Here is a 26,628-nt window from a genome sequence, read left to right as displayed (position 1 = left end):
TATAAAAAAGTCCCCCGTTTAGGGAGACCGAGGCTAATTTGGTCGTGGGTCGTGAGTCGTGGGTCGTGGGTATATGCTGTAATCCTTTGGGGTCATTGTACGAATGTATTCGCACCTCGGGACGCATTAGCTGTTTTCATTAGCGTTAGGGTAGGTTCCGTGCAAGAGCTTACTTTTGCTCCTGGGTCTGGCTGAAGAATTTTTTCAGGGCGGGGTAGACTCCACTTTTGTCGCGAATGGTAACGCAGGTAAATTTAGGGTTCTGGATCTTTTTGAACGTGTTGCGCAGAGTACTGGTGTAGTAGTACGGACCCTCAATCTCACCGTAGCCCACCATATTGCAGATCTCCAGCAGCGCATTGATGTGCTTGACACAGTTCTCATTATCTGAAGACAGGTTATCACCATCGGAAAAATGAAAGCCGTAGATATTGTAGTCTTGAGGGCTATAGCGCTTTTCAATAACATCTAAAGCCAGCTTATATACTGAAGAGCAGCGGGTGCCGCCACTGGCCCCCTTGGTGAAAAACTCCTCTTCGGTTGTTTCCTTGGCTTCGGTGTGGTGGGCCAGGAAAACTATCTGGACGTTGTTGTACTTGGTACGCAGGAAACGGACCATCCAGAAGAAAAAGCTGCGGGCGATGTACTTCTCAAAGGGCCCCATCGACCCCGAGGTATCCATCATGGCCAGGACCACGGCGTTGGATTCAAATTTGTAGGTTGTTTCCCAGGTCTTATAGCGCAGGTCCTCGGGAGTAATGCCGTGCAGACCGGGGTTTCCTTGCAAAGCGTTGCGCTTGATGACCTCCATAATCGTCCGTTTACGGTCGATGTTGCTGGCAATACCTTTTTTACGGACATCTTTAAATTCGGTCGATTCCGAGGCAAGTTCCGGTTTTTTCTTCTGCTCCAGGTTTGGCAGGCCCAGGTCCTCGAAAATCATCTCGGCCAGCTCATCGACGGTAATATCAGCCTCGTAGTAATCCACGCCCGGCTCTTCGCCGGCGCCCTTTCCTTTACCCTGGCCATGTTGTGGATCGGAATAAATTACGTCCCCTTGCTTGCTGTTACCATCACCCTGACCGCCATGCTGCTGCTTGCCGAAGTCATAGCGGAAGTGAAATTCATCCAGGGAGCGTATCGGCACCTTGACCACCTTGCGCCCGTCGTGCATGATAATACTCTCTTCACTGACAATATCGGCAAGGTTCTTTTTTATAGCGTCCCGTACCTTTTCCTGGTGTCGCTGCCGGTCAATCTCACCCTTGCGGTGAAGCGACCAGTCCTCCCGGGAGATGATGAAGTTAGTTTTGGCCATGGCGCTTCCTCCCTATCGGTTCAGCAGGCTGCCGACATATCTCAATAATTCATTGGCACAGGTCGGGCAGTACCCGTGCTCAGCTATCAACCTGGCGCTAACCTCATTGATCCTCTTCAACTGTCCGGCATCCGGCGTCTTTGTAGAAGTCGTTATTTTGACTACGTCCTTGAGGTCGGCAAACAATTTTTTCTCAATGGCTTCCCGCAGGCGTTCATGCGAGCTGTAATTAAAACGCCTGTTTTTACGGGCGTAGCTGGAGAGCCTGATCAGGATTTCCTCCCGGAAAGACTTCTTGGCACTTTCAGAAATACCGATTTGCTCCTCAATGGATCGCATCAACTTTTCATCCGGATCCATTTCCTCGTCGGTCAAGGGATCCTTGATCTTTACACCGTTACAGAATGCTTCAACATTGTCGAGGTAGTTATCGAACAACACTTTGGCCGATTCCTCGTAAGCGTAGACAAAAGCTCTCTGGACTTCCTTCTTGGCCATTTCATCATATTCTTTGCGTGCCACAGAAATGAAATTGAGCAACCGGTCCTTCTCTTCTTTGGTAATGGATGGATGCTGATCAAGCCCTTCCTTCAGCGCCCGCAACACGTCAAGCGGGTTGATGCACTGAGTGGAGGTGCGAATGAGAGCCGATGAAAGCCGGTTGATCACATAACGGGGATCGACACCGCTCATACCCTCGTCGATTGCCTCAATCTGGAGTTCATGAAGGTCTTTTTGTTTAAAACCTTCGACATCCTCACCGTCGTAAAGCTTCATCTTTTTGACCAGATCCATACCCTGCTTCTTGGACTCCTTGAGCCGGGTCATAACCGAGAAGATACTAGCCACCCGCAAGGCGTGGGGGGCGATATGGATGTTGCGCAGGTCACTTTGCCCGATCAGCTTCTCGTAAATTTTTATTTCATCGCTAACCCGCAAGTTGTACGGAATTTTCAGGACGATAATACGGGACTGAAGGGCTTCGTTTTTTTTGTTGCTGATGAAGGTCTTATACTCGTTTTCGTTGGTGTGAGCCACAACCAGTTCATCCGCGTAAATGAGCGCGAAACGGCCGGCCTTGAAGTTGCCCTCCTGAGACAGGCTGAGCAGGTTCCAAAGGAATTTCTCATCGCATTTGAGCATCTCCTGGAATTCCATCAAGCCCCGGTTGGCAATGTTCAGTTCCCCGTCAAAGCGGTAGGCGCGAGGATCCGATTCAGAGCCGTACTCGGCAATAGTGGAAAAATCCACGCTCCCGGTAAGGTCGGCGATATCCTGGGATTTGGGATCGGAAGGGGTGAAGGTCCCGATACCTACCCGGTTGTCTTCGGACAAAAATATTCTCTCCACCGGTATTTTTTCAATTTTGCCATTGTATTCCTGCTCGACCATCATCCGGCAGGAAGGACACAGTTCCCCTTCAATATAAACTCCGTAGGTCTTTTGAAAATCTCCCCTGAGTTCTTTGGGGATCAAGTGCAACGGCTCCTCGTGCATGGGACAGCCTTTAATCGCGTAAAGGCTCCCGCGTTCTTCACGGCTGTATTTCTCCAAGCCCCGCTTCAACATGGCCACCAGGGTTGATTTTCCGCCGCTGACAGGTCCCATTAACAGCAGGATCCGTTTGCGAACATCCAGACGCCGCGCGGCCGGGTGGAAATATTCTTCCACCAGTTTTTCCAGTGTCTTGTCAAGGCCAAATAGTTCAGAGGAAAAGAATGTATAGTGTTTTACGCCTTCTTTTTCCTCCACCCCGGCATCCCTGATCATTGAATAAAGCCTGGCATGGGCAAGCTGTGACACATAAGGCTTTTCTTTTAAGATGGCAATATAATCCTGGAACGTTCCCTCCCAGGTAATCTGTTTTTCTAAGGAGCGGTATTCTTCCAAACGCCGCAGGAAGTCCATCGTCTTCACTCCTTCCCTTTGTATTTAGACTTTCTTGATGCTGTTAGACGGGTTAATAATGCTACATTATATGCAAAGCAGTTAAAAAGAAGAATGTTGGTACAAGTATTAGCGCCACCAGGAGACATTTTTTGTCTTTTTTTTGCATGGGTTACACAAGGCAACATCTGCCACATCAGTTACACACTACAAACTATTAAGGGCAAACAAAAAAGGCCACAATAATTTTGCGACCTTCCGTCACTACATAAAGCTTGTTCTATAATCCTAACATGCATTCCTGGCTAATTGTGGATGCGAATTAATATTAAAATAGTTTTGCAGCCCAATATAAAATGTGAGTGTATTGCACCTGTCTCAAGAGTATCGCTCGAAAAGGCTTGACTTGCGGGCTTGGGGTTTTCCGGAGCGAACGGAGCACCTGGGTGCGTTCCTTAGCGCGTGCGTTGCTTGCAGAAAAGCTTAAATAGCGCGTAGCTACCGGATGGCAGTCTGCAGATGCGGTCGGTATGACGCTCTTGATACACAAATGGAGAATTGCGAAGAGAGCGGAGGATAACCCCAAGCCCACTACCCCAGAGGCTTTTCGAGAACCCAGATAACAAATAGCTGGTTCATTCGTTCATGACACCATAGATTAGCAGTTTAAATGTTTTAAGAGGAATCCCCTTAAATTGCTGGTAGAAATCGCACATGTCAGCGGTAAAGGTCACTACCAGGTGACCGGCACGACCACCTTATCAAGCTCCTCTCCATCTTTCGGGCTGATCCAAAACACCTCCACCTTGCCGCTGCCCGTTGTGGGGGGCGTAAACGGCAGCGAAAACACGAAGTCCCCGCGGCCCGGCGCACCCTCGCTGGCAGTAGCATACCCCTGGGCCAGTTCTTTGCCTGAATCATCTATAATTCTGGCATTCACCGTAGCCTCAAAAACCCTGGCGCTGCCCCGGATTTGCAGGGGGGACGCTATCTTCTGACCGGGATTAGGAGAGGTTACCCAAATGACCGGCTCATAAACTGAGGATACATCTCTTTTAAACGGCTGGGTATAGAGACCGACATGACCCCACCAATCCTTTGTTCTTTCATCCAGCTTACCCTCTACCAAAAAAGAGACCTGCTTAATCTCCGGGAACTCGGTCAGAGTATTTACGATGCTCTGGATACCCAGAGCTTCCCCCGCAGCCCCCACGTTGGCCTTCAGTACCTCACTTGAAAAGTCGACACTGGCATTCCCGTCCTTAATAGAGATGCCCCTGATTTTCGTTTCAGGCGGGAGCACCCCCGCTGCGCCCGGGGTCTTCGGGCTGCCCTTGATAAGCTCTTCCAGGGCGGCTTTGGCCACTTCGCTGGTGTAAGGGACCTGGTGCACTTCGCGGACCAGGTAGGCGTCTTTATCGGTAATTTTGACGTAGTACAAGGCCAGATTCAATGATTGCTGAGCAGGTAAATCTTCTTCCTGCCCTTGAGGCGCGCCACCCGGCGCAACCTGCCCGGAACCCTTGCCGCCAAAACGTGTACAGGCGCTTAGCAATAATAATGTTAAGAGTAACGCTGCCAGGATGGCGGCAGCCCTGATTGTTTTCAGGCCGGACCAGTTCATGTTTCTCCCTCCTTGAATATGGACCATCATATGTTCTTTTAATATATACAAAAAGGCCGGATTAATCCAGCCTTAGATTATGATAGGATCTGAGGTTTAACGACAAGTCTTGTGAAAGAATCTAATCACAATATTTATACTTCTTGTTTGTACTTCTTGGCGGTTAATTGGGCAGCACGGCCACTATATATTTTTTATCTTCCTCGAACAAACTGCCGATCTCATCTTCATCTACAAAACGGTAACAGACTTCGTCACCCTCCGACCAGGTTACGATGTATTGCACTGTCCACTACCCCCTGTCATTGTATACAGGATTCTTTATTCACTATACTATATTTATTTTAAACAACAGGGACTGTAATGGAAACGGAAATAAAAGACCTAAAAGGAAAAAATAAAAGCAAAATATCTATCCTTTCACCACTCTAAGCCTATCCAACATAACCTGGCAGGCGCTGTTTTCGAACCGGTCCTCCAGGGGTATCAGTTCTGGTTCCATGCCTCGCCTGGCCAGGGCCAGAGCAATCAATTGATCGGCCAGTCCGGCGTTCTTGGGCAACAGCGGGCCGTGCAGGTAGGAACAAAATACATTTTTGTGGCGGGCGCCCTCAAGCCCGTCCACACCGTTGTTGCCCCGCCCGGCCAGGACCCTGCCAAGTGGCCGGATATTCCCCAGGTAGGTCTCGCCGGAGTGGTTTTCAAAGCCAGCTATGTTGAACTTCTTTCCGCCCAAATTCACCTCGACCGCTACATTGCCGACCATACGTTTGTTCCCGGCGCGGGTATAAAAATCCAGGATGTCCAGTCCGGGTATAGTTTGGTGATCAAGTGTAAGATAATACTTTCCAAGCAGTTGGTAGCCGCCGCATATAGCCAGTACCACCAGCCCATCCTCGATGGCCGCCGCAAATTCGTCCCTGCGTTTAATTAAATCAGCCGCGATGAGGTTTTGTTCCCGGTCCGACCCGCCGCCCAGGAAGACAAAATCGTAATCTTTGAAATGAACCGGTTCTCCGAGGTTGATAGCCCTCACCGAAACGGGTATATTGCGCCAGCGGCAGCGTTGCACAAAGGCGATGATATTGCCCCGGTCCCCGTACAGGTTTAACAGGTCAGGATACAGATGACACACCTGAAGCATAAGGACCCTCCTTGTCGGCCATGCTGTTCAGTATTTTGTGGACAGGCCACAAAGCGGTGTAAGTCGAAAAGAGGTAGGCCATATCCGTGCGACTGTCCAGTACACTTCTGATGCCTCTCCCCATATCCTTGTAGACAACGATTTTGTTCACAGGTATGCCGGCGTATTTCAAGCGCAGGGCGATTTCTTCTCCCCTGCTGCCGGAACAGATAAAGACCGCCAAATCATTGTGGTCTGTATCCAAAACCTCAAAATCAACGTCCCACAGCCACGAAATGTCTCTCCCGTCCGCATCATTGTCGTTAATGGCAAAGAAGACGCTTTTTGTTCCCTTGATACTGCGCAAATCTGCAAGGCCCTCGTTAAAACCGGTGGGGTTTTTGACCAGACTTAAGAAAGCGCTCCTGCCTTGATAGTTAAACCTCTCCAACCGGCCAAGGACCGGACGGTATTTGCGCAGGCTCTCCAGCATAAGCGGCACTTCAACCCCAAGGTGCAGTCCCACGGCAAAGGCAGCCATAGCATTATAAAGGTTATAAAGGCCCTGTACCTGCATGGTCAGCCCAGCTTCCTGCCGGTCAAAATACAGGCGGCAGTTGACGACACCGTCCTTTATACCCGGCTCCCCGGCCTCAACCCTGGCGAGTGGACGGGCAAACCCACAGCCGTTACAGCGGTAACGGCCCAACTGCCCATAATGGTAAAAATCATATCCCAGTGGCGAACCACAGAAAGGACAGTACTGCGCCTCCCTGGTCTGCGTGCTGGTACTGACCGAGCGCTCGCTGCCGGATAGGCCGTAAAACACCACAGGTAAGCCGGTGGTCCTCTCAAACTGGGCCACCAGCGGGTCGTCTGCGTTCAGGATCAGAGTGATATTTTTACCGCTATTTTTTAGGGATTTACGTATGACACCGGTGACTTTGTCAAGTTCCCAGTAGCGATCCAATTGGTCCCGGAAAAAGTTGGTCAGGACCACGACCCCTGGACTTAGTTCCTCTAAAACAATAGGCATAGTGGCTTCATCCACTTCCAGCACCGCATAGTCGCAGTCGATTGTCCCACTAAGCCCGGCGCTCTTGATAAAGCTTGCAGTAACACCCGAGACCAGGTTCGCCCCCTCCAGGTTGGCAATGTTCTTATAGCCGGCAGAACTCAATATCCCGAAAATCATATTAGAGGTGGTAGTTTTCCCGTTGGTCCCGCTGACAACGACAATCTGCTTGCGGACCTGGGCGGCCAAATAACGTAGCGTGCCGGAATATATTTTGAGAGCAACCATACCCGGCAAGGAAGACCCTTTGTTGCCTTTTTTTTTGCTAAGCCAGAAGGCGATCTTCCCGGCCGCAATGGCAGCGGATACCCTCAGGTTCATGCTTATACCCCCTTTAAATTTTTTTTTAGGAGGAATGGCGGTACAAGGAAACCCCATTCTGCACTTCGTGTCTCACCTTACCCCGGGTCTCAAGGTAATCCAGACAAGCGAAAACTTCGGAAACTCCCAGCAGAATTTCAAACCCCCTGACTGCGGGGTACATGGTCCTCATTACCTGGTAGGGATTTAAAACCGCTCCATCAAGGATGCCTGCAATAACATCCAGCCGCTTATACCGGTGTTCTAAAACCTTTTCAACCGACGTGGCGCAATCGTCAATATTCTCCCCATGTCCGGTTAAAATTAGACCTATATCCATATATTTCATTCTATTTAACCCCGTCAAATATTGAGCTAGTACCGGTACTCTTTTAACGGGGTCTTCCGGTCTGGCCGTCATAAAGGGATTTGGGGTAATGTGTGCGAGGATGAAGTCCCCGGCCAGAAATGTTCTACTTTCAGTGTCATAGAGGCAGATATGTCCCGTAGTATGGCCGGGCATATGTATAACCTGAATTTCGCCACCGGTAAAGGCAAAGGGCTCTCCACCTTCCAACAGATTGACCCTGGTTGCGGGCAGCAACGGCCGGGGCAGCGGATCCCGGTCGTTGAGCACTTCCTCCAGGTCACCTGCAGGCACGCCGGCTTCACGCAGGAAGGGCAGTCTTTCCGCGTGTTTGTCATAACCAGGCGTGAGCTTTGGCTTTTCCAGCCTGTGCACATAAATTTGCGCCCCCCACTGCTCGCTAAGCCAGCGGGCCAAGCCGCTATGGTCGGCGTGCCAGTGGGAAATTATCACCTGTTCGATTTCGTCAGGTCTTACATCTGCGGCTGTAAGACCTGCCAGCAGGCCTTTGCGTCCCTCTGCCGATTCAGGCCCCGGATCAATCAAGGTATAAGGCCGGTTCCTGATCAGGTAGCAGTTAACCGGACCAACCTGGTAAGGTGTTGGAACATGAATCTTGCGAATATCAAGCATGTTTATCTCCTTTATAAAACTATATGCATGGGTGCGAAACGCACCCGAATATAACTTATGTGATGGGTCAATTATCCTTTTACTGTAAGCTAACTGGGAACTCTCCTAACTAACGATGCTGAAATCTTGATATTCACCTCTAAAATCCCCCCACTCAACTTGTACGTCACGGACTTGTGACGCTGGGGGACCTTGCCGGCACCAGTCAATAAATTTTAAGACCTTTACCCTATCCCCTTCAATCACTGCTTCCACGGCTCCGTCCGTTCTGTTTTTAACCCAGCCGGTTATATTGAGAGTACGGGCTTCTTGCCTCGCCGTGGCCCTGTAATATACCCCTTGAACCAGGCCGGTTACAATTAGGTGCGCTCTAACAGCCTGTGGCATTGCTATCCCTCCAAGTATAATGGGCAATAATTACTTCATTCCCATTTAATTGCAATTCGATCCAATTTATATATTATTATACCAAAAAGGCCGGTGATTTTAAAAAATATCACCGGCCTGCCGTATCTTTTATTCTGAGTGAGTTCCTTATCTGGGAAACCGCGTCTATAATTTTTATGGGCAAGGGGTCGGGCTTCAACTCCGGCAGGTTGCGAAAAATCTGGGCAACGACCGGAAAGCGCAACTCAGCCTCCCTTACCAGGTGTTCGTCGGCTAAAAGAGAGGTACCTCCTTGAGCCAGAGTCCGGCCATCCTTGATCACCAGCACTTGTTCAGCCCACTCTGCCGCCAGGTCGACATCGTGAGTGGCGATGACCACGGTGGTGCCATTTTGGTTCAACCGGCTCAAAATATCCATCAATATGTCTTTACCGCATGGATCAAGGTAGGCGGCCGGCTCGTCCAGGATAATTACCCGCGGGTTCATAGCCAGCACTCCGGCAATGGCCACCCTTTTTTTCTGCCCGTAACTCAGGTGATAGGGAGCCTTGTCACGGTACTTCGCCATCCTGACCGCGGCCAAAGCCCCGTCCACCCTGCTCGCGATTTCATCTTTGGACAGTCGCAGGTTGGTGGGACCAAAAGCCACGTCTTCCCAGACCGTTGCTGAAAAAACCTGGTCGTCAGGATCTTGAAAAACCAGGCCTACTACACCGCGCACCCATTGCTCATTCCTGGAGGTAAGCTCCTGGCCCTGTACCTTGACTTTGCCCTGTTGGGCCTGGTAGATACCGTTCAGGTGCAGCAGGAGTGTTGACTTGCCGGCCCCGTTAGGCCCCAGCAAGGCCACCCTGGCGCCATCCTCAATGGTAAGATTGAGACCGTCCAAAGCTTTGGTCCCGTCCCGGTAGGTGTAGTGCAAATTCTCTATTTCAATGACATTTGCCATAATTGACCCCCGATTTCTATCAGGCGGAGACTGAGGGCAAAAACGAGAATGCCGGCTCCCAGGCACAAATCCTTTATGCTAAAGCTGCGCCCGGCGACCGGCCCGGCCTGGCCGGAATACCCCCGGGCCAGCATGGCGTTGTAAACACGCTCTCCCCGTTCCCAGGAACGGATGAAAAGGACTCCCACCAACTGGCCGGTGGTTTTGAAAACATGACGGTTAAACAGGCTGCCTCCTCCCTCGAAGCAGCGGGCGCGACGGGCGGTGCGCATGCGCTGCATCTCATCGGACAGTACAAACATGTAGCGGAAGGTAAACTCAATCAGGCTCACCAGCAGAGACGGCACCCGGAGCTCTTTGAAAGCGGCCGTCAGAGCGCTGAACCCGGTAGTGGACGTCAGTAAGGAAAGAGCGGATACTGCGGCCAAAACCCTGCAGAAGAGCACGGCGGCACGGTTAATCCCATCTTCGGAAGCCGTCAGAGTGAACAGGCCCGTTTTAATTTCAAAAGCCGGCACGCCCGGTGTGATGAAAGGGAACAACACTACAAGCATGCCACCGAAAGGGATAATCCAAAGCAGCCTCTTGAAGAAGCTACCTGCCGGAATACGGGCGATGCCCACCAGGAACAGCAGGAATAACACCGCAGTAGCCAAGAGAGGGATGGAGTTCATGGTAGAGGTGAGCGCGACAAAACTGCAGATGGCAACCACCTTTACCCGGGCGTCAAGATTATGTATTATTGATGTATCCAACAATTTAACCCCCCCCCCCATAAAAAATGCCATAAAAATTCTGCCGTTTTCCCGGCAAAACCTTCATGGCCTGAGTTCCTTATATTCAATTCATAAATTAAAGCTGTAATCATTGAAAGAGGAATCTTCTTGATCCCATTGAGATTATTATACTACCACACCTCCACGGTGGCAATAACAGTAAAGTTGAAATGCGTACCAATATGCGTTATCGAGTTAATGCAAAGTAATAACTTCTGGTAATTTATAGTTATAAGCAAACCACAATGATCGTTTCTGCTGCCGGAACATATATTAGAACAAGTATAACAGTTAAAAAACCAGTGGTGATGAAAAACGCAATTGATAAAACCACATGCTCTGGCTTATGGCTCTACCCTGGGTATCATCGCGCCGGCAAGTCCCTCATACGATCCCCTGGAAGTAGAGCTTGGAAAATATTTGCTGGAAGAGCTAGGCTTCCAGGTTGCTGTGGCTCCGAACGCATTAAAGAAAAACCGTTACCTGGCCGGAACAGACACAGAAAGATTATCCGACCTGAGACATATGTTCCTTGAACCCGCCATAGACGGTCTGCTCTGCCTGCGGGGGGGGTATGGGTGTATGAGACTGCTCTCCCAAATAGATTACCGCGTCGTCAGGAACAATCCCAAGATACTGGTGGGTTATAGCGATATTACCGCTCTCCAGCTCGCTATCTGGAAGCATGCCGGACTGGTGACTTTCTCCGGTCCCATGCTGGTATCCGATTTTGGCCGGGGAGCAGGGGCATACACAATCAACCATTTTTATAAAGCCCTTACCAGCCCCTTTACGCTGGGGGTCATCCCACCTGCCCCGGACACCAGGTGCGAGGTAATCAGGCCGGGCCGGGCCAGCGGCCGCCTACTGGGCGGCAATCTTACTCTCATTGCAGCCACCCTGGGTACTCCTTACGAGATTGATACCCGGGGGGCGATCCTTTTCCTGGAAGACGTAGATGAACAGCCCTACCGCGTTGACAGGATGCTGCAGCAATTGCGGTTGGCCGGCAAATTCAGATTTGTCGCGGGTGTTGTTTTTGGAGAATTCGCCGGTTGTGAGGCGGAGGAAAACACGAGTTCCTTTTCACTTCTGGAAGTACTCAAGGACGCAATGAAGGATACAGCCGTCCCCTGTTATTACGGTCTCGCTACCGGGCATGGAGTCAACAAGGCCACCCTGCCGCTGGGAGTAAAGGCGGAAATCGATGCAGCCGAATGCATTCTGACCATAACCGAATCAGCCACTATTATATAATAAGTACCCGGTACCCATATTTTAACGACCTGGACACCCATGCTCCTTACTAAAACTTAGCCATGTGGGTGCAGGCATTCCCTTGGGGTCATGCGCAAATGAATTCACACCCACATCGTTGGGTAATTGTTTTGTATTGTTTTTCTATAGGTAGGTACCGGATATCATGATTCTGTATTAAAAAAACCTCCCTCTCCTGAATAATAATTCCCTGATTAACAATATGGCAATCAAGTCTCTTAAAAATCTTCTTCCAACAAAAGGTCCCCCAAATCCGGGCCCGACAAACCCGGGCCCGACAAACCCGGGCCCGACAAACCCAGGCCCTACAAACCCCGGCCCTACAAACTGGCGCGGCATGGGTTGCACATCATCTCTAATCCCGAAGTTAATTGCTACGGTATTATATATTTGGTCAGCCATCTGTTCCACAACGGCTCTACTTGGGGAAGGATACATACAAGTATTTGCAGGAACATCGTACATCTCGCACATGCTTCTTACCATCGGATACACACAATGATAAATATCCGGGTACATAGACTCCAAAGCCTCTCCGCAGTTTGCAGAAATATTCATTTCATTCGGAGATACATTATCCGGCATTATGGGATCACCCTTTCAACACTTATATATCCATATTATGCTATATAAAGATATTTGTTCCATCTGACACAAAAATCATCCCTTGGCAGTTGCCGGGATTATGAATATTTTTGTGACCCTATGAGATTTTTGTAGTGACATTATGACGGTCCTGTGATAATATTTAGTAAGTTGGAAGGGTAGCCTTCCACATGTAGCAGAGTTGGAATCGACAATTACATAAGTGAGGTGAGTTGAGCATGAGCTGAGCCTGGGCGAGTGGAGACGAGGATTTTTTTTATTTGTCCAAAGACCGGGCCGCGCTGCCCGGTTTACTTATTATTGAGGAGGTTATTTATAATGTCTGAACCCCAAGCTTACGAGATTAATATAAACGAAAACAGGATGGCGCGCTCCAAGCAGCTGGCTGTTGTAGCAGTCCTGATTGCCATCGGAGCCGTCCTGCGCATGTTCACGCCGCCCATCGCGGGTATCACTCCCAACTTCGTCATTGCCATGTACTGTATTGCCATCCTGTTGGTTCGTCCCAACCTCGGCGGCGCTATAGGCATCGGCCTGGTAGGCGGCGCGGTGGCCATGATGTTCTCCAAGTCACCCATCCCCTACCTGAATTTATTCTCCGAGCCGGCCGGAGCACTGGCCTGCGCTTTTATCGTCAGGTACCTACCGGAATTCAACCTCAGCAACTACTCCTTCAAGCCAATCCTTGCAACAACCATCGGTACGCTGGTCAGCGGCCTGTTATACATCACTTTAAACTTCAAGTTTGCCCTGGACCTGCCGCCTGATAAAATGATGATCGCCTGGAAAGCGGCCTGCATCGGAGTGGTAATTCCTGTTACCGTGATCAATGCCGTGCTGGCCCAGATCCTGTACCTGCCGGCCAAAAAGTTCCTCAAGCTCTAAGGCTGCGACTAAGCAAAATGGTTACCCCCAAAAATGCGGTGCGAATTCATTCGCACAAAACCCCCGAGGAATGCAGTATAAGTACACACGTCCCACGTCTCACGACCCACGACACATGGAAGGATGAACGAGTGATGCCACTGCTGGAAATCAAAAATTTCACCTTCAGCTACCCCCAGGCGCTTCAGCCGGCACTGAAAGACATCAACCTCAGCGTAGCAAAAGGTGAATTTATCGGTATCACCGGGCCTACCGGAGCGGGCAAGACCACCCTGGCCTGCTGCTTAAACGGCATCATCCCTCATTTCCAGGGTGGGAGACTGCAGGGCCGTATCGACCTTCAAGGGACATCAATATTCGAGCGCAGCACCGCCCAGATTTCCCGCCTGGTGGGGAGCGTTTTTCAGGACCCTGAGGCGCAGATTATCTCCACCGAGGTTGAACAGGAACTGGCCTTCGGACCGGAAAATCTCGGCTTTCCACCTAGGGAAATTGAGCGACGCATCAGTGAGGCGCTGGAACTCGTCGGCATCACAGAACTGCGCAACCGGCCAACCATCAACCTTTCCGGCGGCGAGAAACAGCGTGTGGCTATCGCTGCCGCCCTGGCCATGCTGCCGGAAATTCTGCTATTGGATGAGCCCACTTCCGAGTTGGATCCAGTGGGTACAGAGGAAATATTTCATGTCTTGAGCCACTTGAACCGTGCGCACGGCATCACCATCCTGATGATTGAGCAGAAGACAGAGCAATTGGCCGCCTATGCCAACCGGATCCTGGTGCTCAACGGTGGAACGGTCGCGTTGGAAGGGGAACCCTGGCAGGTTTTTGCCAGGCAGAATGAACTGGAGGAAATAGGTGTCAGGATACCCCAGGTGACCCGGCTGGCAAGCATGCTCGGCGGTCATGACAAGTATTCACTGCCCCTGACGGTGGAGCAGTGCCGCATTTTTGTAGAAAGAATGCTGCGGAGGCAAATATAATGACCAGACCGGCTTTGATCAAAATAGAAAACCTTTCCTACGCCTATAACGGAGGGCGTCCGGTCCTGAAAAATATTTCCATGGAAATAGGCAAGGGAGAATGTGTGGCCATCATCGGTCAAAACGGAGCCGGTAAAACTACTTTGGCCAAGCACTTTAACGGACTGCACAAGCCTTCCTCGGGCAAGGTTTACGTCGGAGGCAGGGACTCCAATCCCCTTAAAGTTTCCGAACTGGCCCGTACGGTGGGTTACGTCTTCCAGAACCCCGACCACCAGATCTTCCATGATACCGTCGGCCGGGAGGTCGCTTTCGGCTTAAAGAACCTGGGACTGCCTGCCGGGCAGATCAAAGAAAGGGTCGACGAAGCACTGGCAGAAGTGGGATTAACCGGGCATTACCAGACCTACCCCTTCAATCTGAGCAAGGGGCAACGGCAGCGGGTGGCCCTGGCCTCGGTGCTGGCCATGCGGACTGAAGCAATAGTACTGGATGAGCCCACCACCGGCCAGGATTACCGCGAATCGAAGCAGATCATGGAGATGGTCAGAAAGCTGAATGAAGCCGGGCATACCATACTCTTTATTACCCATGACATGTCGCTGGTGGCGCGTTACGCCAAACGCGTCATTGTACTTTGCCGGGGTGAGGTCCTGGTTGACGGGGAGGTGCGCTCAGTATTCGCCCGGCCTGAGTTATTGAAAGAAACCTACCTCAGCCCGCCCCAGATAACAGCCCTGGCTCAAGGGCTGGGAAGGCACACGATCCCCCCCGGAGTTTTAAGTGTCGAGGAGATGTACCAATTGCTGACAATGATGGGAGGTGAGCAGCTTGGCTGCTGCCGTTGAATATATACATGGCAACTCCCCGGTACACCGGTTAAATGCCATGTCCAAGATTTTCTGGTCTCTTTTTGTCCTGGCGGCGGGGCTCCTCTTCAATGATTACCGCTACCTCCTGGCCCTCTTGTTATCCGTGCTGTTTGTAGCCGCCCTGGGCGGAGTGCTGAAAAATTTCCTCCCGGCCTGCGCCGGACTGTCAATATTTGCCCTTATTTTATTAATCATTCAAGCCCTTTTCTACGACCAGGGGCAGGCCCTTTTCCATCTGGTCCCCGGCACCAACTACCTGCCAGTAACCGACCAGGGCTTGCTCACGGGACTGGCAATGGCCGCCCGCATGCTGGCACTGGTATTGAGCTTCATGGTTTTTCTGGCCACAACACGCACCCAGGATATCGTCTTGACCCTGGTTGAGAAACTTAAAATCCCTTACGACTATGCTTTTACCTTTTTGACGGCGCTACGCTTTATCCCCACTTTCTTCGGAGAGGTCAGGCAGGTCAGTGAGGCTCAGCAGGCCAGAGGACACGCTTTAGAAGGACTCAACCCGTTTAAAAAAATCATGTCCTACGCGCCGGTAGGTGTACCTTTGGTATTGCTCTCTCTTAACAAGGCCGAAAACCTGGCCATGGCCATGGAAACCAGGGGCTACGGCGGCGGGCGCCGCACCTACCTGCGTGATCCCCGCCTGGGAGTCGCGGATTACTGTTTGACAGGCCTGATGGCGCTGCTATTGGCCATCAGCGTGTACGCACGGGTTAAAGGCTACGGTGTCGTTTGAGACGTGGGACGTGGGACGTGGGACGTGGGACGTGAGTCGTGGGATGTGAGTTGTGGGTATAGCTTGCATTTCTTTGAAGTGAATAACTGTAACCGCGGATATGGATTTTCCTAATGTGGGTACGAATTCATTATGCACATGCCCAAGAAAGCTTTAAGAATATCTTAAAACTGCTTCGTAGTTTCCGTGTGAAAATAAATTTGCGCCCATAATTGAGATGCCGGCAAAATCCAAGAGTATTTCCCTGACGATATGCGCCATCATAAAGGAATCCTGCGTCAGGTGTCGAATTATACAAAAATTTGCGTCTTTTAAGCTTATATTTGCCGTCTGAATCATGCAAATCTAAACGGTCGGATAAAGGAAATCAGACAGTACTTTAGACGCGGCACATGGGACATGCAAATTTCAGGAGATTCTCCGGAATTACAAGAGACCCTGAAGAAATGCAGGATATACCCACGTCCCACGTCCCACATAGGGGGAAAACAAACTTGACATTAAAACTCCTCATGGGAAATGAAGCAATTGCCTACGGTGCGATAGAGGCCGGCGTTCAGGTAGCTGCCGCCTATCCGGGCACACCCTCCTCGGAAGTCCTGTCCACCCTGGCCGGCTTAGCCCGGGAAAAGGGCTTTTACGCTGAATGGTCGGTCAACGAGAAAGTAGCCCTGGAAGTCGCGGCAGGCGCCGCCTACGCCGGAGCGCGGTCGCTGGCGGCCATGAAGCAAGTCGGGCTGAATGTGGCCTCCGACCCACTGATGAGCCTGGCCTACATCGGTGTCAAGGGCGGGCTGGTATTGGTGGTGGCGGACGACCCCGGACCGCACAGCTCCCAGACCGAACAGGACACCCGCCTGTTTGCCCGGTTTGCCAAACTCCCGGTCCTCGACCCGGCCACGCCACGTGAAGCGCTGGAAATGACCAAGTACGCCTTTGATTTATCAGAGAAACTGCTCCTGCCGGTAATCTTAAGGCCAACCACGCGGACCTGCCACGCCTGCCAGGACGTGGAGATACAGGATGGCAACGCATCGCTCCAGCCTATTTCCGGTTTTCAAAGAAGTCCCAACTGGGTGATCTTTCCCAACCTATCCGCCCGTAAACATGTCTGGCTCAACGGCCAGCAGGAAGTCGCGCGGGATAGCTTCGAGAGTTCACCATTTAACCAGCTAACAATTAATAAACAATCTGACGTGGGGATTATCGCTTGCGGCGTCAGCTACAACTATGTGATGGAGGCGCTGCAGCTGGCCGGCCTTGCAGCCTCCGTCTTGAAAATCGGCACTCCCTACCCCTTGCCTGCCGGTCCGGTCCTAAAGCTCTTGCAGCATGCTAAAAAAATTCTGGTAATTGAGGAACAGGAGCCGGTGGTGGAAGACCAGGTTATCGCCCTAGCCTGGAAAAATCGGTATGCGACGCAGATTTCCGGTAAAAACGACAATCATTCGCCACGTGAAGGCGAGTTCAATGTGAATAAAGTAAGGAGTATCCTGGAAAGTTTTTACGGCCGGCAGCCTGAGCAGGCTGCAACCTCTACTGCGCCGGAGCTGCCTTTGCGCACGCCCGTCCTATGCGCCGGTTGTTCGCACCGTGCCTCCTTCTATATTCTTAAAGAAGCGGCGCGTGGCAAAGACACGTTATTTGCCGGGGATATCGGCTGCTATACTTTAGGCGCCATGGCGCCTTTATACACAACGGACACCTGCCTTTGCATGGGCGCCAGTGTCAGCATCGCCGCAGGCTTAAGCCGGGTGGAGCCGCACCGCAAACAGGTAGCCTTTCTGGGAGACTCCACTTTCTTTCACTCCGGCATACCGGGCCTGATTAACGCGGTACACAACGGCGCCAACATCACTCTGATTATTCTTGACAACAGTACCACGGCCATGACCGGCCACCAGTCCCACCCCGGGCTTAACCGTACAGCAATGGGGCCGACTGACAGGTCGATCGACATAGCCCGGATGGCTGAAGCCTGTGGTGTAGAGTTTGTGCGGGTGGCAGATCCCTTTGATCTGAAAACAGCCATGCAGGCGGCTAAAGAGGCCCTTGCTTTTGACGGGCCATCCGTAGTGGTTATGCAGCGTGCGTGTGTTGCGCAAATGAAAAAAGGGCGGCGCCGCAGGATTAACCCCGATCTCTGTACAGGATGCGGCGCCTGCGTTGACGAATTGGGCTGCCCCGCCATCGGTAAACCGGCCGGCAGTCCGGAAATTCTGGATAACTGCTTTGGTTGCGGCTTTTGCGACCAGGTCTGCCCCGTCGGGGCCATCGAGGAGGTTTAGTATAGCAATGAAGCTCGATATCGTTATCAGCGGCGTCGGCGGTCAGGGATCCGTGCTGGCCTCCCGGGCGCTGGCCGGCGCAGGTATGGGCCTGGGACTGGATGTGCGCACCTCGGAAATAATCGGTATGGCCCAAAGGGAAGGCTCTGTCACCAGCCAGGTGCGGATAGGTGAACAGCTCTTCGGCGCCACCATACCGGACCACGAGGCCGATATCCTGCTCGGTTTTGAACTGGCGGAAACCATAAGAGCCCTGCCCAAGTTGAAACCGGGCGGCGTCATTATCGCCAGCTCCTCCGCCATCGTCCCGGTTTCGGTGCAGCTGGGTATCTCCAGCTACGACCGGGAGGCAATGCGACGGTACCTGCGGGAACAACCCGGAAAGGTAGTTTTGCTCGACCTGAATGAACTGGCCAAAAGCGCCGGCAACATTAAGACCGGCAACGTCATTATCCTGGGAGCCCTGTCCACCCTGCCGGGACTTCCTTTTGAACCGGAGCAACTGCTGCAGGCAGTCTTAAACTTAATTCCGGAGAAGCTTCAGAATACCAACAAGCGCGCTTTTGAAGTCGGGCGCCGGGCCATGGAGGTGGCGTAATGTCAGTAGTATCAATTAAAACCAAGAAGCGTTTCGACCTGGAGGAAATCATTGGCGGCCAGGAAGCCAAACTGCGTGAGTTCTTACCGCGCATCTACAAGAATTCGCCGTTTTACCGCAAAAAGCTGGATGAGGCCGGAATAGACCCGCTGGGTGTGAAAACCATGGCCGATCTGGCCCGGTTACCATTCACCTCCAAGGAGGAGCTGCGCCAGGGCTACCCGCTGGGGCTGCAAGCCGTTCCGGAAGAAAAAGTGGTACGTATCCACTCCTCATCAGGCACCACCGGCAAGCCGATCATCGTACCCTACACCGCCAACGACGTTTCAATTTGGGCCGAGATGATGGCCCGCTGCATGGCCATGGCCGGGGTAACCAACCGGGACCGCGTCCAGGTCACCCCCGGCTACGGGTTGTGGACGGCGGGGATCGGCTTTCAGGCCGGGGTGGAACGGCTGGGCGCCATGGCCATTCCCATGGGCCCCGGCAACACGGAAAAACAAATTGAGTTTATGATCGATCTGCAAAGCACCGTCCTGACCGCGACTTCCTCTTACGCCCTGCTCCTGGGAGAAGAAATCAACAGGCGGGGACTTAAAGACAAGATCAAGCTGCGCATCGGTATCATCGGTTCGGAGCGCTGGGGCGACAAAATGCGGGCCAGGATCGAAGAACTTTTAGGCATCGATTCCTTTGATATCTACGGCCTTACCGAAATTTACGGGCCCAGTATCTCCATCGACTGCCCTGAACACGCCGGTCTGCACTACTGGAGCGACCACCTGCTTTTTGAAATCATCGACCCGGTCACAGGCGCGCAGCTGCCTCCCGGTAAGGAAGGCGAGCTCGTCGTTACAACCTTGACCAAGGAGGGCATGCCCCTCTTGCGCTACCGTACCCACGACATCACCCGCCTTCTGACTGAACAATGCGCCTGCGGCAGCCCCTACCCAATGCACGCCCGGGTCCTTGGCCGCACCGACGATATGGTTAAAATCAAAGGGGTCAACATCTACCCCGGCCAGATTGACCACGTGCTGAAAATAACCGAAGGCGCCGGCAGCGAATACCAGATCATAGTAAAACGCTCTGAGGGCAAGGACTCCATCCTGATTAAGGCTGAAGCGCTGGAGGGCCAACCACTTGACAAGGTGGCCGGCGAGCTGAAGAAAAATATAAAAACCCGCATTGGGATCCTCACGGACGTGGAAGCCGTCCCACACGGTTCTCTGCCACGGAGCGAAAAGAAAAGCAAAAGAGTATATGACTACAGGGAGTGCTGAAAAGCACTCCCTGTTTTTACCGGCAATATAAATTACAGTAAATCAGCACGAAAAATAGCATCGCAGGTTGGCCTTACAATGCGGCGTAAAAATCATCCCGGACCCACAGGTAAAAATTACATTAACAATATCGACAGATGAAGAGCAAAATAGTCCTTGGGTTCCTTTATTATTAAAAAAACGACTGAATTTTTTAATAATTTATCTGAAATTAAAGAAATTTGTTTTTGATGGAGGAATAATCCCGATGCAAGACGAAATGAAATTAAAGAGCCATGCTAAAGAAAGGAGATTAAGTCAATAACATCTATTTTGGTCAACAAAGTGAGGGCGAATTATTGAAAAGGAGTTTGAAGCTTTTTACAATCTGCCTGGCAACACTGTTGATTTTATTCCTCCAAAACACTGCCGGTTTTGCTGACCAATCCGTGTTAAAAGAAGGCATGTCCGGGGACGGTGTGCTAAACCTTCAACAAAAATTGCGCGATTTGGGTTACTATCAAGGTACGCCCGACGGAGTCTTTGGTCCGGGCACCCGCAGCGCTGTCGCCAGCTTTCAGTCGGCCAATAACCTGACTGCGGACGGCATCGCCGGTGTGGGTACATTGGAGGCGTTGCGCCTTTCCGGCTCAAATGGCGGAGTCCTAAAGGAAGGCATGACCGGAGACAGTGTGTTAAAGCTCCAACAAAAACTGCGCGATCTGGGCTACTATCAGGGCACGCCGGACGGTTCCTTCGGGCCCGGCACCCGCAGCGCCGTAGCCAGCTTTCAATCCGCCAACAACCTTACGGTGGACGGTATCGCTGGGGCGGGCACATTGGAAGCCTTGCGCGTTCTGAGTTCAAATAATGGAGAACAATCAGCGTTAAAAGAAGGCATGTCCGGAGACAGTGTGTTAAAGCTCCAACAAAAACTGCGTGATTTAGGCTACTATCAGGGCACGCCGGACGGCTCCTTCGGGCCCGGTACCCATAGCGCCGTAGCCAGCTTTCAATCCGCCAACAACCTTACGGTGGACGGTATCGCTGGGGCGGGCACACTGGCAGCGTTGCGCCAAGGAGGCACGGTGGCCTCTGCAGGGAATACTGCGGCAGGCGGCGAGCCGGCAGCGCTAAAGCAAGGCATGTCCGGGGACAACGTACTTAAACTGCAAACAAAGCTGAGCGAGTTAGGCTACTATCAGGGCACGCCTGACGGCGCTTTCGGTCCCGGCACGCGCAGCGCTGTCGCCAACTTTCAATATGACAACAAGCTTACTGTAGACGGCGTCGCCGGCGAGAAAACATTGCTGGCGCTGCAAAGCGCAAATCCTCAAGTAGCGCTTGCCAATCGCGGACAAGCTATAGACCGGGACACTCAGGCGATTGTAGCGTTTGCCAGGCAATACCTTGGAGTGCCGTATGCCTGGGCCGGTCAAGGGCCGTCAGGTTTTGACTGTTCAGGGTTCACTTACTATGTATTCGATTACTTCAATATTAATTTGCCGCGTACAGCCGACGGGCAGTATAGTGCCGGCAGCAAGGTCAGCAAGCTTCAGCCAGGGGATTTGGTGTTCTTCAGCACCTATGAACCCGGACCGTCACACGTCGGCATATACATAGGCGACAATCAATTTATCCACTCCAGCTCCGGCGCGGGTGTTGTTACTATAACTTCTCTATCTGATTCATATTACAAAGCGAGGTATTTAGGCGCCCGAAGAGTTATTGGTTAAATATGAAACAAATCGCATACCGTTTGAAATGATTCCAGGGAGTGACGGCGCTCCCTGTTTTATATTTACCGGTATCAGTGATCAGCTTGTTCTTAAACAATATGATCGTGAATTCATATACACTCTATATATCTTAATGAAGGCATTCAGATCTTTTCTATTATTTAAAATGGCAGTATGTTTATCCCGGAAATGACAAAGAATAATGCCGCTACTGTGATAGACCCGAGAGATGGGAGTCCCGGACCGTGGTAATGAACATACGCCTAATGGCCAGCATGGCAGCGTTGGCCATTCTCATCATTAAAATATTAATATTTTCGTCTTCAACCCCCCAACCAGTAACCCCTATTCAACAGATGCAAAACCTCCCACCCCCTCAGGAAGAAACTTATGTTATCTTCGTGCCCGGGCTTGATACCAGTTGTGATGGATCCCCCTACAATACCATGGGTTTTGAATATTTTCGCACGTCATTTGAACGATTGGGCTTCAGCTACAATGATGAGCATTTTCTGATGTACAGCTATACTGGCGGCCTGGTGCAGGAAGGGCGGTGGTATCCAAAGCCTTACCGGCCTGCAGACACAGGACAGCCGATCCAGTTCAGCGTCAACCATTTGAAAAACATGATTGATGAATTCACCCGGAGCCATCCGCAGGCCCATTACCTCCTGGTAGGACACAGTCTCGGAGGCAGGATTGTATTTGACTATGTCACCAAGTATCGCCTTGAAAACGCGGGGCCCATCAAAGGAGTTATTACCCTTAATTCCCCCCTTACCGGCTTATCCTACAACAGGATTGATTTACTAGGATTAGTCCGGAAAATATGGGGCTCACCGGCGGTAAGACAGTTGGCCGCAGAAAACCAGTTGAAAGACAAACTGGGAATAGAAAGGCAAAAAAATGAAGCCGCCCGAAGAATGATTCAGGCAGGCATCCACGTGGCCACATTTGGAACCCGGCAGGACGTAGTTGTTCATCCGTTCATGGCCTGCCTCACAGACGAGTATGGAGCTCCGGTAACTAAAGGGTATGTTTTGTCCGTTAGCTGCTTCTCCATGTTGCCGCTGGACTTGTTCGGGCACATGCGTATCCTGTATCAGCAAAAAGTGGCTGAAGAAATCGTCCATGCATACTGCGCCAACATTAACAAACGCTAGTTTACTGATACTATTTCCTGGACAGATCGTCGCTCTCCGCTTCAACCTGCCCACCAGCGGCGCCCACAGACTCCTCAGGCACTGTGCCGGCCGGAGCCGCATAGGTCCCGTTGATCCACCTGTAAATGTCGTCGTATACGGCCCGTACTTTGAGGCTGCTGCTTGCGGCCGCCTTGACCAGCGCCTTGGAACCCGCATACCAGGCTAAGGTGATGTCCCGGTCCAGCCCCAGCCGCTTGGACCTGTTCAACTGCCTGTAGAACAGGTCGTAGTAATAACGGTTGTAGAGGATATTACCGTCACACTCCAGCTCCATTCCCAGGTTATAGCGCCTGGCCAGGTCCGCCGTACGATCCATGCGTTCCTCCGGCGGGCTGTCGACCGAGTAAAAATTCGGCTGCAGGAATACGCGGGTGAAGCCGTATGACATCCAGTCCTCATAACCGCGCGACCCGTGGTAGGGAATCCAGAAAAACTCAAGCCCGTCACCCCGTACCAGACGCGCCGTACCCTGCACCAGTTCTTTCTCTCCGTTAACAGTTTGGTCTATCGATTCACTGTACCAGTATATCCCTGATAATTCCAGGTTGTTTAGCCCGGCCATCTTCCACCTGCTGATCAGGCTGTCATAAAACCACCGTACGGCTTTTAGCCTGCTCACTGCAGCCTGCTCTCCGCTATCAACGGATCCGGAAAAATCCAGGGTCGCCCCACCTTCTTCCAGCGCTCCAAAATCTTGCTGTTTTGGATCAGGGTAGGGGATAGTCAGGATGACCTTTTCTTTTCCTGTTATTGCAGTGTTTTCATTCAAACGCCCCACCACCTCGTCCAGAGCGGAAAGCTGCGCCCCCTCCTTAAACAGGTCGTCCAGATAGGCATTCCAGCCATCCCTGGTGCAGGGTACATCCCCATAGGGCAGAAAGAGCATCGTATCAAAGAGCCTGCCCCTGATAACCCACTTGCTGTCCTGGTAGGCTACCATCGGCTGAAAGTCATTACTTTTCCAGGTTCCATCATCACCGTTGCCGCCGGTATAGACCAATAGAATGTTGTTCATGTCCGGAACATTCAAGAAGCCTTCAGTGGATGGGACTGCGTAACCGGCAGGAGCCAGAACCGCAGGATTATCCACGTGTCCGCCCCCTCTGACTGAAAGATGCCTGGCAAAGACCCAGCTGTTCACGGGAAAACTGAGCTTTATATAGCGCGTGATGACGGGCGCAAAGGAAAGAGTCAAATTTTTAGTCTGCACCACCGTATCGGCAGGGTCAACATTATGGCTGACCTGCCCTAAGTGGTACCACGATTTCCCGTCCGGAGAAACCGCAACTTTTAGGAAGCCGGGAAGGCTTATTCCCGACGCTGCATCTTGTAAAAATTCAAGTGAAATACTGCTGACGACTTGGGCTGTTTTCAGATCGACAGTAATCTCCCGTCCCTGCTGGCGTAGAAACCCAGTCCAGGCTTGGCCTTGGGATGTAAGCCCTTCGACAGGGCCGGAGTAGCTCTTGTATTCTTTCTCTTGAAACCCCAAATCGGGCGCCAGCTGTTCCACCTGGTAGGAAGCGCCGGTTGCCAGTTCCTTCTCAGGCTGGCTGTTTTCTGCAAACACGCCCTCATTTTTATTTTCTGCCTGTGAAGCCCTTACGCTTGTTATTACCTCATAGGAGTTCAAACCGGCGTTAACTGTGATGGTGGCAGAAGCGGCCTGTTTGCCGGCGGTAATAGTCCCGTCATTTGACAACGCTCCAAAGGACGGGTCGTCCACCCCGTAGGCGGTGGTAAAGGCAAGAGGTATAAGCGCCGTCTCCGGAGCAATATGCGTGGCTTCCCCTGCCTTTAGTTCCAGCTTTCTCGGTGAGACTACCGGAATAGCCGTCAGGGCCTGTCCCTTTCTCATAATCAATAGTTGGTTGGCTATCATCGCCGCTTCAGCGCGGGTCAACTTCCGCAGGGGAAAGAAACAGCCGTCACTGCCTCTCATCCAGCCCCGGCCGGTCACATAGACCACGCCTGCCTCCGCATAGGGAGATATCTGGCTCCCGTCAAGATAGCGTCCATCCAGGGACGATGACAATGACCGCTCCTCCAGCGCGCGGTAAAGCATTACGGCAGCATCCTGCCGCAGAACCGGCTCATCCGCACCCAGTCTGCCGTCCCCCTCACCATGCCAAACACCCAGTTTGGCCAGCGCCTCCACATAACCGGCGCCTGGCGCATCGAGGGGCACGTCAGAAAAAGCGGGCTTCAAGGGAGCAAACGGCTGTATCCCCAGCACCTTGGCCAGGAGCGCGGCAAAATCCCTGCGTGTTATGCTCTGCTCAGGGCCGAACTCTACCGGGTTGATACCGCTGATGATGCCCTGCTGCGCCAGCTCCAGGATCGCCTTTTCGGCAAATGAACCGCTGATATCTTGAAAAGCAGGGGAAGCCGGTTGGGCTTGAGCTGGGAGTGTGAATATAAGGGAAAGCAACAGCAAAAAGGTTGTTATTCTGAATATCATTATGTTCTCCACGTTTTAGATTAACAAAGTTTTAGATTAAACAAGTCTGTTTGTATTTTACATTAACTCCCTATTTAAGGACGGCCTGGGATATCTCTCTCTATATATACCGTCCTATCTACTTAATAACACTATAAACCAGCTTAGCAGAAAAATCTCACGGCCTTCTGAATAAAGATATTGATTAACCGCTAAATAATAGATTACAAGACTAACAGCTATAAATTACTCCTTGAAAATTTCTAATATATCTTTACCATATTTACCAACCTTTATTTTACCAAACCCCTTTTCTTTAAGCAACTCATCTTCGCTAGTTGGATAAGCAGTAATTAATGCATCCATTTCCTCTTTATTAAAGATCAAATAAACTGCAATGCTTTCTTCCCTTGATTTTATTAATCTAAATCTCTTGAGTTCTCTCACAAGATCTTCTTTGCCATTTTTACTAATAATTACTTCTTCTTTAGCACATGCACAAAAGGTATTAAAATGGGCATATGGCTCGAGATTACTACAGGGAGTGCTGAGCCCCCCCTGTTTCAATTGATCTGGTATTATAAGGCAATAAAAATATCGAACCGGGAGCTCTTTCTAAAACGGTAATCTTCGCGTACGTATAGACTTCTCATTAACAGAAATAATTACACCTGCTTCGATATCATGCTTGCATACTGTTAGTACTTTTTCAAGACGTCTATTAACTACTTCAGAACGTTCGTCGTTCAACCGGAATATAATAACACTTGGCAAATTACTTTCACTTGTTGCAACAAGATAGCCAAAATCTAAATCCACCGTTAAAATAGTGCGATTTTCTCGCTGCGCTTTTAAAAGAACATCCTGATCAGATAACCTTTGCAAGCCTTCCTCACTTAAATGAATAGCGTCATAACCTTTCTGACGCAACCATTTGACAGTTCGATTTGAGATACCCATATCCGCCAAAAATCTCATAACTTTTTCCCCGTCACTGAGCATATATATTGTCACGAGTCAAAAATGCCGCATACTTTAATGCCTGCTGGATATCTTCTATTTCCAAATCCGGATACTCGTCAAGAATTTCATCAAAACTCTTACCATGCGCTACGAGATTAACAATGAGTGAAACCGGTAAGCGCATTCCACGAATACATGCTTGCCCTCCCATTATGCGCCTATCAAACGTTACACGGTCAAAGCCAAACATTTTTTAGACCCCCAGTCAACTCATATCTGTCTTATACACCATCAGAACAACTGCTATTACCAATATACA

Annotated in this window: 25 protein-coding genes; 10 read left to right on the top strand and 15 right to left on the bottom strand. The window is 51.2% G+C overall.

Going from position 1 to position 26,628, the window contains the following annotated elements:
- Positions 1–169 precede the first annotated feature (169 nt).
- The 10 genes from yhbH to cbiQ form a co-directional block, all read right to left on the bottom strand.
- Positions 170–1,318, bottom strand: coding sequence for a sporulation protein YhbH (gene yhbH, locus Psfp_RS02775; protein ID WP_134217031.1), 1,149 nt, complete (start codon positions 1,316–1,318; stop codon positions 170–172).
- Between the two features lie 12 nt (positions 1,319–1,330).
- Positions 1,331–3,226 carry a PrkA family serine protein kinase gene (locus Psfp_RS02770; protein ID WP_134217030.1) on the bottom strand — a complete coding sequence of 632 codons (1,896 nt, stop codon included), beginning with the start codon at positions 3,224–3,226 and terminating at the stop codon, positions 1,331–1,333.
- 712 nt (positions 3,227–3,938) lie between these two features.
- The gene (locus Psfp_RS02765) at positions 3,939–4,829 is read right to left on the bottom strand and encodes a Gmad2 immunoglobulin-like domain-containing protein (protein WP_134217029.1); all 891 of its coding nucleotides are present in this window, start codon (positions 4,827–4,829) and stop codon (positions 3,939–3,941) included.
- A 163-nt stretch (positions 4,830–4,992) separates the two neighbouring features.
- Positions 4,993–5,115, bottom strand: coding sequence for a hypothetical protein (locus Psfp_RS22435; RefSeq protein WP_282432460.1), 123 nt, complete (start codon positions 5,113–5,115; stop codon positions 4,993–4,995).
- A gap of 126 nt (positions 5,116–5,241) precedes the next feature.
- Positions 5,242–5,973, bottom strand: coding sequence for a glutamine amidotransferase (locus tag Psfp_RS02760; RefSeq protein WP_134217028.1), 732 nt, complete (start codon positions 5,971–5,973; stop codon positions 5,242–5,244).
- Positions 5,945–7,348 carry a MurT ligase domain-containing protein gene (locus tag Psfp_RS02755; RefSeq protein ID WP_134217027.1) on the bottom strand — a complete coding sequence of 468 codons (1,404 nt, stop codon included), beginning with the start codon at positions 7,346–7,348 and terminating at the stop codon, positions 5,945–5,947. The genes Psfp_RS02760 and Psfp_RS02755 overlap by 29 nt, the downstream gene beginning before the upstream one ends.
- Before the next feature lie 25 nt (positions 7,349–7,373).
- Positions 7,374–8,327, bottom strand: a complete 954-nt coding sequence (locus Psfp_RS02750) for an MBL fold metallo-hydrolase (protein ID WP_134217026.1) — start codon at positions 8,325–8,327, stop codon at positions 7,374–7,376.
- Between the two features lie 105 nt (positions 8,328–8,432).
- A complete protein-coding gene (locus tag Psfp_RS02745; protein WP_134217025.1) occupies positions 8,433–8,714 on the bottom strand; it encodes an acylphosphatase in 282 nt (93 codons plus the stop codon).
- 109 nt (positions 8,715–8,823) lie between these two features.
- Complete coding sequence (locus tag Psfp_RS02740) at positions 8,824–9,663, bottom strand: ATP-binding cassette domain-containing protein (RefSeq protein WP_134217024.1); 840 nt, start codon at positions 9,661–9,663, stop codon at positions 8,824–8,826.
- Positions 9,642–10,418, bottom strand: coding sequence for a cobalt ECF transporter T component CbiQ (gene cbiQ, locus Psfp_RS02735; protein ID WP_192895240.1), 777 nt, complete (start codon positions 10,416–10,418; stop codon positions 9,642–9,644). The genes Psfp_RS02740 and cbiQ overlap by 22 nt, the downstream gene beginning before the upstream one ends.
- A gap of 342 nt (positions 10,419–10,760) precedes the next feature.
- On the opposite strand from cbiQ, the gene Psfp_RS02730 reads away from it, so the two are divergent.
- Positions 10,761–11,696 carry an LD-carboxypeptidase gene (locus Psfp_RS02730; RefSeq protein WP_134217022.1) on the top strand — a complete coding sequence of 312 codons (936 nt, stop codon included), beginning with the start codon at positions 10,761–10,763 and terminating at the stop codon, positions 11,694–11,696.
- A 177-nt stretch (positions 11,697–11,873) separates the two neighbouring features.
- Here the strand turns inward: Psfp_RS02730 and Psfp_RS21445 are convergent, their stop codons facing one another.
- Positions 11,874–12,302 (bottom strand): hypothetical protein, encoded by a 429-nt coding sequence (locus tag Psfp_RS21445; RefSeq protein WP_192895239.1) that lies wholly within the window; start codon positions 12,300–12,302, stop codon positions 11,874–11,876.
- Positions 12,303–12,641: 339 nt separating this feature from the next.
- On the opposite strand from Psfp_RS21445, the gene Psfp_RS02720 reads away from it, so the two are divergent.
- The 9 genes from Psfp_RS02720 to Psfp_RS02680 all read left to right on the top strand — a co-directional run bounded on the left by Psfp_RS02720 (position 12,642) and on the right by Psfp_RS02680 (position 22,864).
- Positions 12,642–13,208, top strand: a complete 567-nt coding sequence (locus Psfp_RS02720) for a tryptophan transporter (RefSeq protein WP_134217020.1) — start codon at positions 12,642–12,644, stop codon at positions 13,206–13,208.
- Between the two features lie 134 nt (positions 13,209–13,342).
- A complete protein-coding gene (locus Psfp_RS02715) occupies positions 13,343–14,191 on the top strand; it encodes an ATP-binding cassette domain-containing protein (protein ID WP_134217019.1) in 849 nt (282 codons plus the stop codon).
- A complete protein-coding gene (locus tag Psfp_RS02710; RefSeq protein ID WP_134217018.1) occupies positions 14,191–15,039 on the top strand; it encodes an ATP-binding cassette domain-containing protein in 849 nt (282 codons plus the stop codon). The genes Psfp_RS02715 and Psfp_RS02710 overlap by 1 nt, the downstream gene beginning before the upstream one ends.
- The gene (locus Psfp_RS02705; protein ID WP_134217017.1) at positions 15,023–15,814 is read left to right on the top strand and encodes an energy-coupling factor transporter transmembrane component T; all 792 of its coding nucleotides are present in this window, start codon (positions 15,023–15,025) and stop codon (positions 15,812–15,814) included. Before Psfp_RS02710 ends, Psfp_RS02705 begins: the two co-directional genes overlap by 17 nt.
- 512 nt (positions 15,815–16,326) lie before the next feature.
- Positions 16,327–18,102 (top strand): indolepyruvate ferredoxin oxidoreductase subunit alpha, encoded by a 1,776-nt coding sequence (gene iorA, locus Psfp_RS02700; RefSeq protein WP_243120451.1) that lies wholly within the window; start codon positions 16,327–16,329, stop codon positions 18,100–18,102.
- 7 nt (positions 18,103–18,109) lie between these two features.
- Positions 18,110–18,700, top strand: a complete 591-nt coding sequence (locus tag Psfp_RS02695; protein ID WP_134217015.1) for an indolepyruvate oxidoreductase subunit beta — start codon at positions 18,110–18,112, stop codon at positions 18,698–18,700.
- Entirely contained in the window at positions 18,700–19,983 is a 1,284-nt protein-coding gene (locus Psfp_RS02690) for a phenylacetate--CoA ligase (RefSeq protein ID WP_134217014.1), read from the top strand. Before Psfp_RS02695 ends, Psfp_RS02690 begins: the two co-directional genes overlap by 1 nt.
- A gap of 338 nt (positions 19,984–20,321) precedes the next feature.
- Complete coding sequence (locus Psfp_RS02685; RefSeq protein ID WP_134217013.1) at positions 20,322–21,698, top strand: peptidoglycan-binding protein; 1,377 nt, start codon at positions 20,322–20,324, stop codon at positions 21,696–21,698.
- Between the two features lie 254 nt (positions 21,699–21,952).
- Positions 21,953–22,864, top strand: coding sequence for an alpha/beta fold hydrolase (locus tag Psfp_RS02680; RefSeq protein WP_348981103.1), 912 nt, complete (start codon positions 21,953–21,955; stop codon positions 22,862–22,864).
- Between the two features lie 10 nt (positions 22,865–22,874).
- Here the strand turns inward: Psfp_RS02680 and Psfp_RS02675 are convergent, their stop codons facing one another.
- The 4 genes from Psfp_RS02675 to Psfp_RS02660 form a co-directional block, all read right to left on the bottom strand.
- Positions 22,875–25,367 (bottom strand): DUF4855 domain-containing protein, encoded by a 2,493-nt coding sequence (locus Psfp_RS02675; protein WP_134217011.1) that lies wholly within the window; start codon positions 25,365–25,367, stop codon positions 22,875–22,877.
- A gap of 225 nt (positions 25,368–25,592) precedes the next feature.
- Positions 25,593–25,913 carry an HRDC domain-containing protein gene (locus tag Psfp_RS02670; RefSeq protein WP_190240433.1) on the bottom strand — a complete coding sequence of 107 codons (321 nt, stop codon included), beginning with the start codon at positions 25,911–25,913 and terminating at the stop codon, positions 25,593–25,595.
- 48 nt (positions 25,914–25,961) lie between these two features.
- Complete coding sequence (locus tag Psfp_RS02665; RefSeq protein WP_205079451.1) at positions 25,962–26,348, bottom strand: DUF5615 family PIN-like protein; 387 nt, start codon at positions 26,346–26,348, stop codon at positions 25,962–25,964.
- The gene (locus tag Psfp_RS02660; RefSeq protein ID WP_134217008.1) at positions 26,338–26,559 is read right to left on the bottom strand and encodes a DUF433 domain-containing protein; all 222 of its coding nucleotides are present in this window, start codon (positions 26,557–26,559) and stop codon (positions 26,338–26,340) included. The genes Psfp_RS02665 and Psfp_RS02660 overlap by 11 nt, the downstream gene beginning before the upstream one ends.
- Positions 26,560–26,628: the final 69 nt, after the last annotated feature.

This window comes from Pelotomaculum sp. FP, assembly GCF_004369245.1.
GTDB lineage: Bacteria > Bacillota > Desulfotomaculia > Desulfotomaculales > Pelotomaculaceae > Pelotomaculum_C > Pelotomaculum_C schinkii.
Note: the sequence above shows the minus strand (reverse complement) of the source record. Positions and strands in the feature narration are given on the sequence as shown.

Bases quoted from the DNA above. Each gene is read 5' to 3' on its own strand.
- yhbH (WP_134217031.1), bottom strand. From the start codon at position 1,318: ATGGCCAAAACTAACTTCATCATCTCCCGGGAGGACTGGTCGCTTCAC.
- Psfp_RS02770 (WP_134217030.1), bottom strand. From the start codon at position 3,226: ATGGACTTCCTGCGGCGTTTGGAAGAATACCGCTCCTTAGAAAAACAG.
- Psfp_RS02765 (WP_134217029.1), bottom strand. From the start codon at position 4,829: ATGAACTGGTCCGGCCTGAAAACAATCAGGGCTGCCGCCATCCTGGCA.
- Psfp_RS02760 (WP_134217028.1), bottom strand. From the start codon at position 5,973: ATGCTTCAGGTGTGTCATCTGTATCCTGACCTGTTAAACCTGTACGGG.
- Psfp_RS02755 (WP_134217027.1), bottom strand. From the start codon at position 7,348: ATGAACCTGAGGGTATCCGCTGCCATTGCGGCCGGGAAGATCGCCTTC.
- Psfp_RS02750 (WP_134217026.1), bottom strand. From the start codon at position 8,327: ATGCTTGATATTCGCAAGATTCATGTTCCAACACCTTACCAGGTTGGT.
- Psfp_RS02745 (WP_134217025.1), bottom strand. From the start codon at position 8,714: ATGCCACAGGCTGTTAGAGCGCACCTAATTGTAACCGGCCTGGTTCAA.
- Psfp_RS02740 (WP_134217024.1), bottom strand. From the start codon at position 9,663: ATGGCAAATGTCATTGAAATAGAGAATTTGCACTACACCTACCGGGAC.
- Psfp_RS21445 (WP_192895239.1), bottom strand. From the start codon at position 12,302: ATGCCGGATAATGTATCTCCGAATGAAATGAATATTTCTGCAAACTGC.
- Psfp_RS02720 (WP_134217020.1), top strand. From the start codon at position 12,642: ATGTCTGAACCCCAAGCTTACGAGATTAATATAAACGAAAACAGGATG.
- Psfp_RS02715 (WP_134217019.1), top strand. From the start codon at position 13,343: ATGCCACTGCTGGAAATCAAAAATTTCACCTTCAGCTACCCCCAGGCG.
- Psfp_RS02710 (WP_134217018.1), top strand. From the start codon at position 14,191: ATGACCAGACCGGCTTTGATCAAAATAGAAAACCTTTCCTACGCCTAT.
- iorA (WP_243120451.1), top strand. From the start codon at position 16,327: ATGGGAAATGAAGCAATTGCCTACGGTGCGATAGAGGCCGGCGTTCAG.
- Psfp_RS02695 (WP_134217015.1), top strand. From the start codon at position 18,110: ATGAAGCTCGATATCGTTATCAGCGGCGTCGGCGGTCAGGGATCCGTG.
- Psfp_RS02690 (WP_134217014.1), top strand. From the start codon at position 18,700: ATGTCAGTAGTATCAATTAAAACCAAGAAGCGTTTCGACCTGGAGGAA.
- Psfp_RS02680 (WP_348981103.1), top strand. From the start codon at position 21,953: ATGAACATACGCCTAATGGCCAGCATGGCAGCGTTGGCCATTCTCATC.
- Psfp_RS02675 (WP_134217011.1), bottom strand. From the start codon at position 25,367: ATGATATTCAGAATAACAACCTTTTTGCTGTTGCTTTCCCTTATATTC.
- Psfp_RS02665 (WP_205079451.1), bottom strand. From the start codon at position 26,348: ATGCTCAGTGACGGGGAAAAAGTTATGAGATTTTTGGCGGATATGGGT.
- Psfp_RS02660 (WP_134217008.1), bottom strand. From the start codon at position 26,559: ATGTTTGGCTTTGACCGTGTAACGTTTGATAGGCGCATAATGGGAGGG.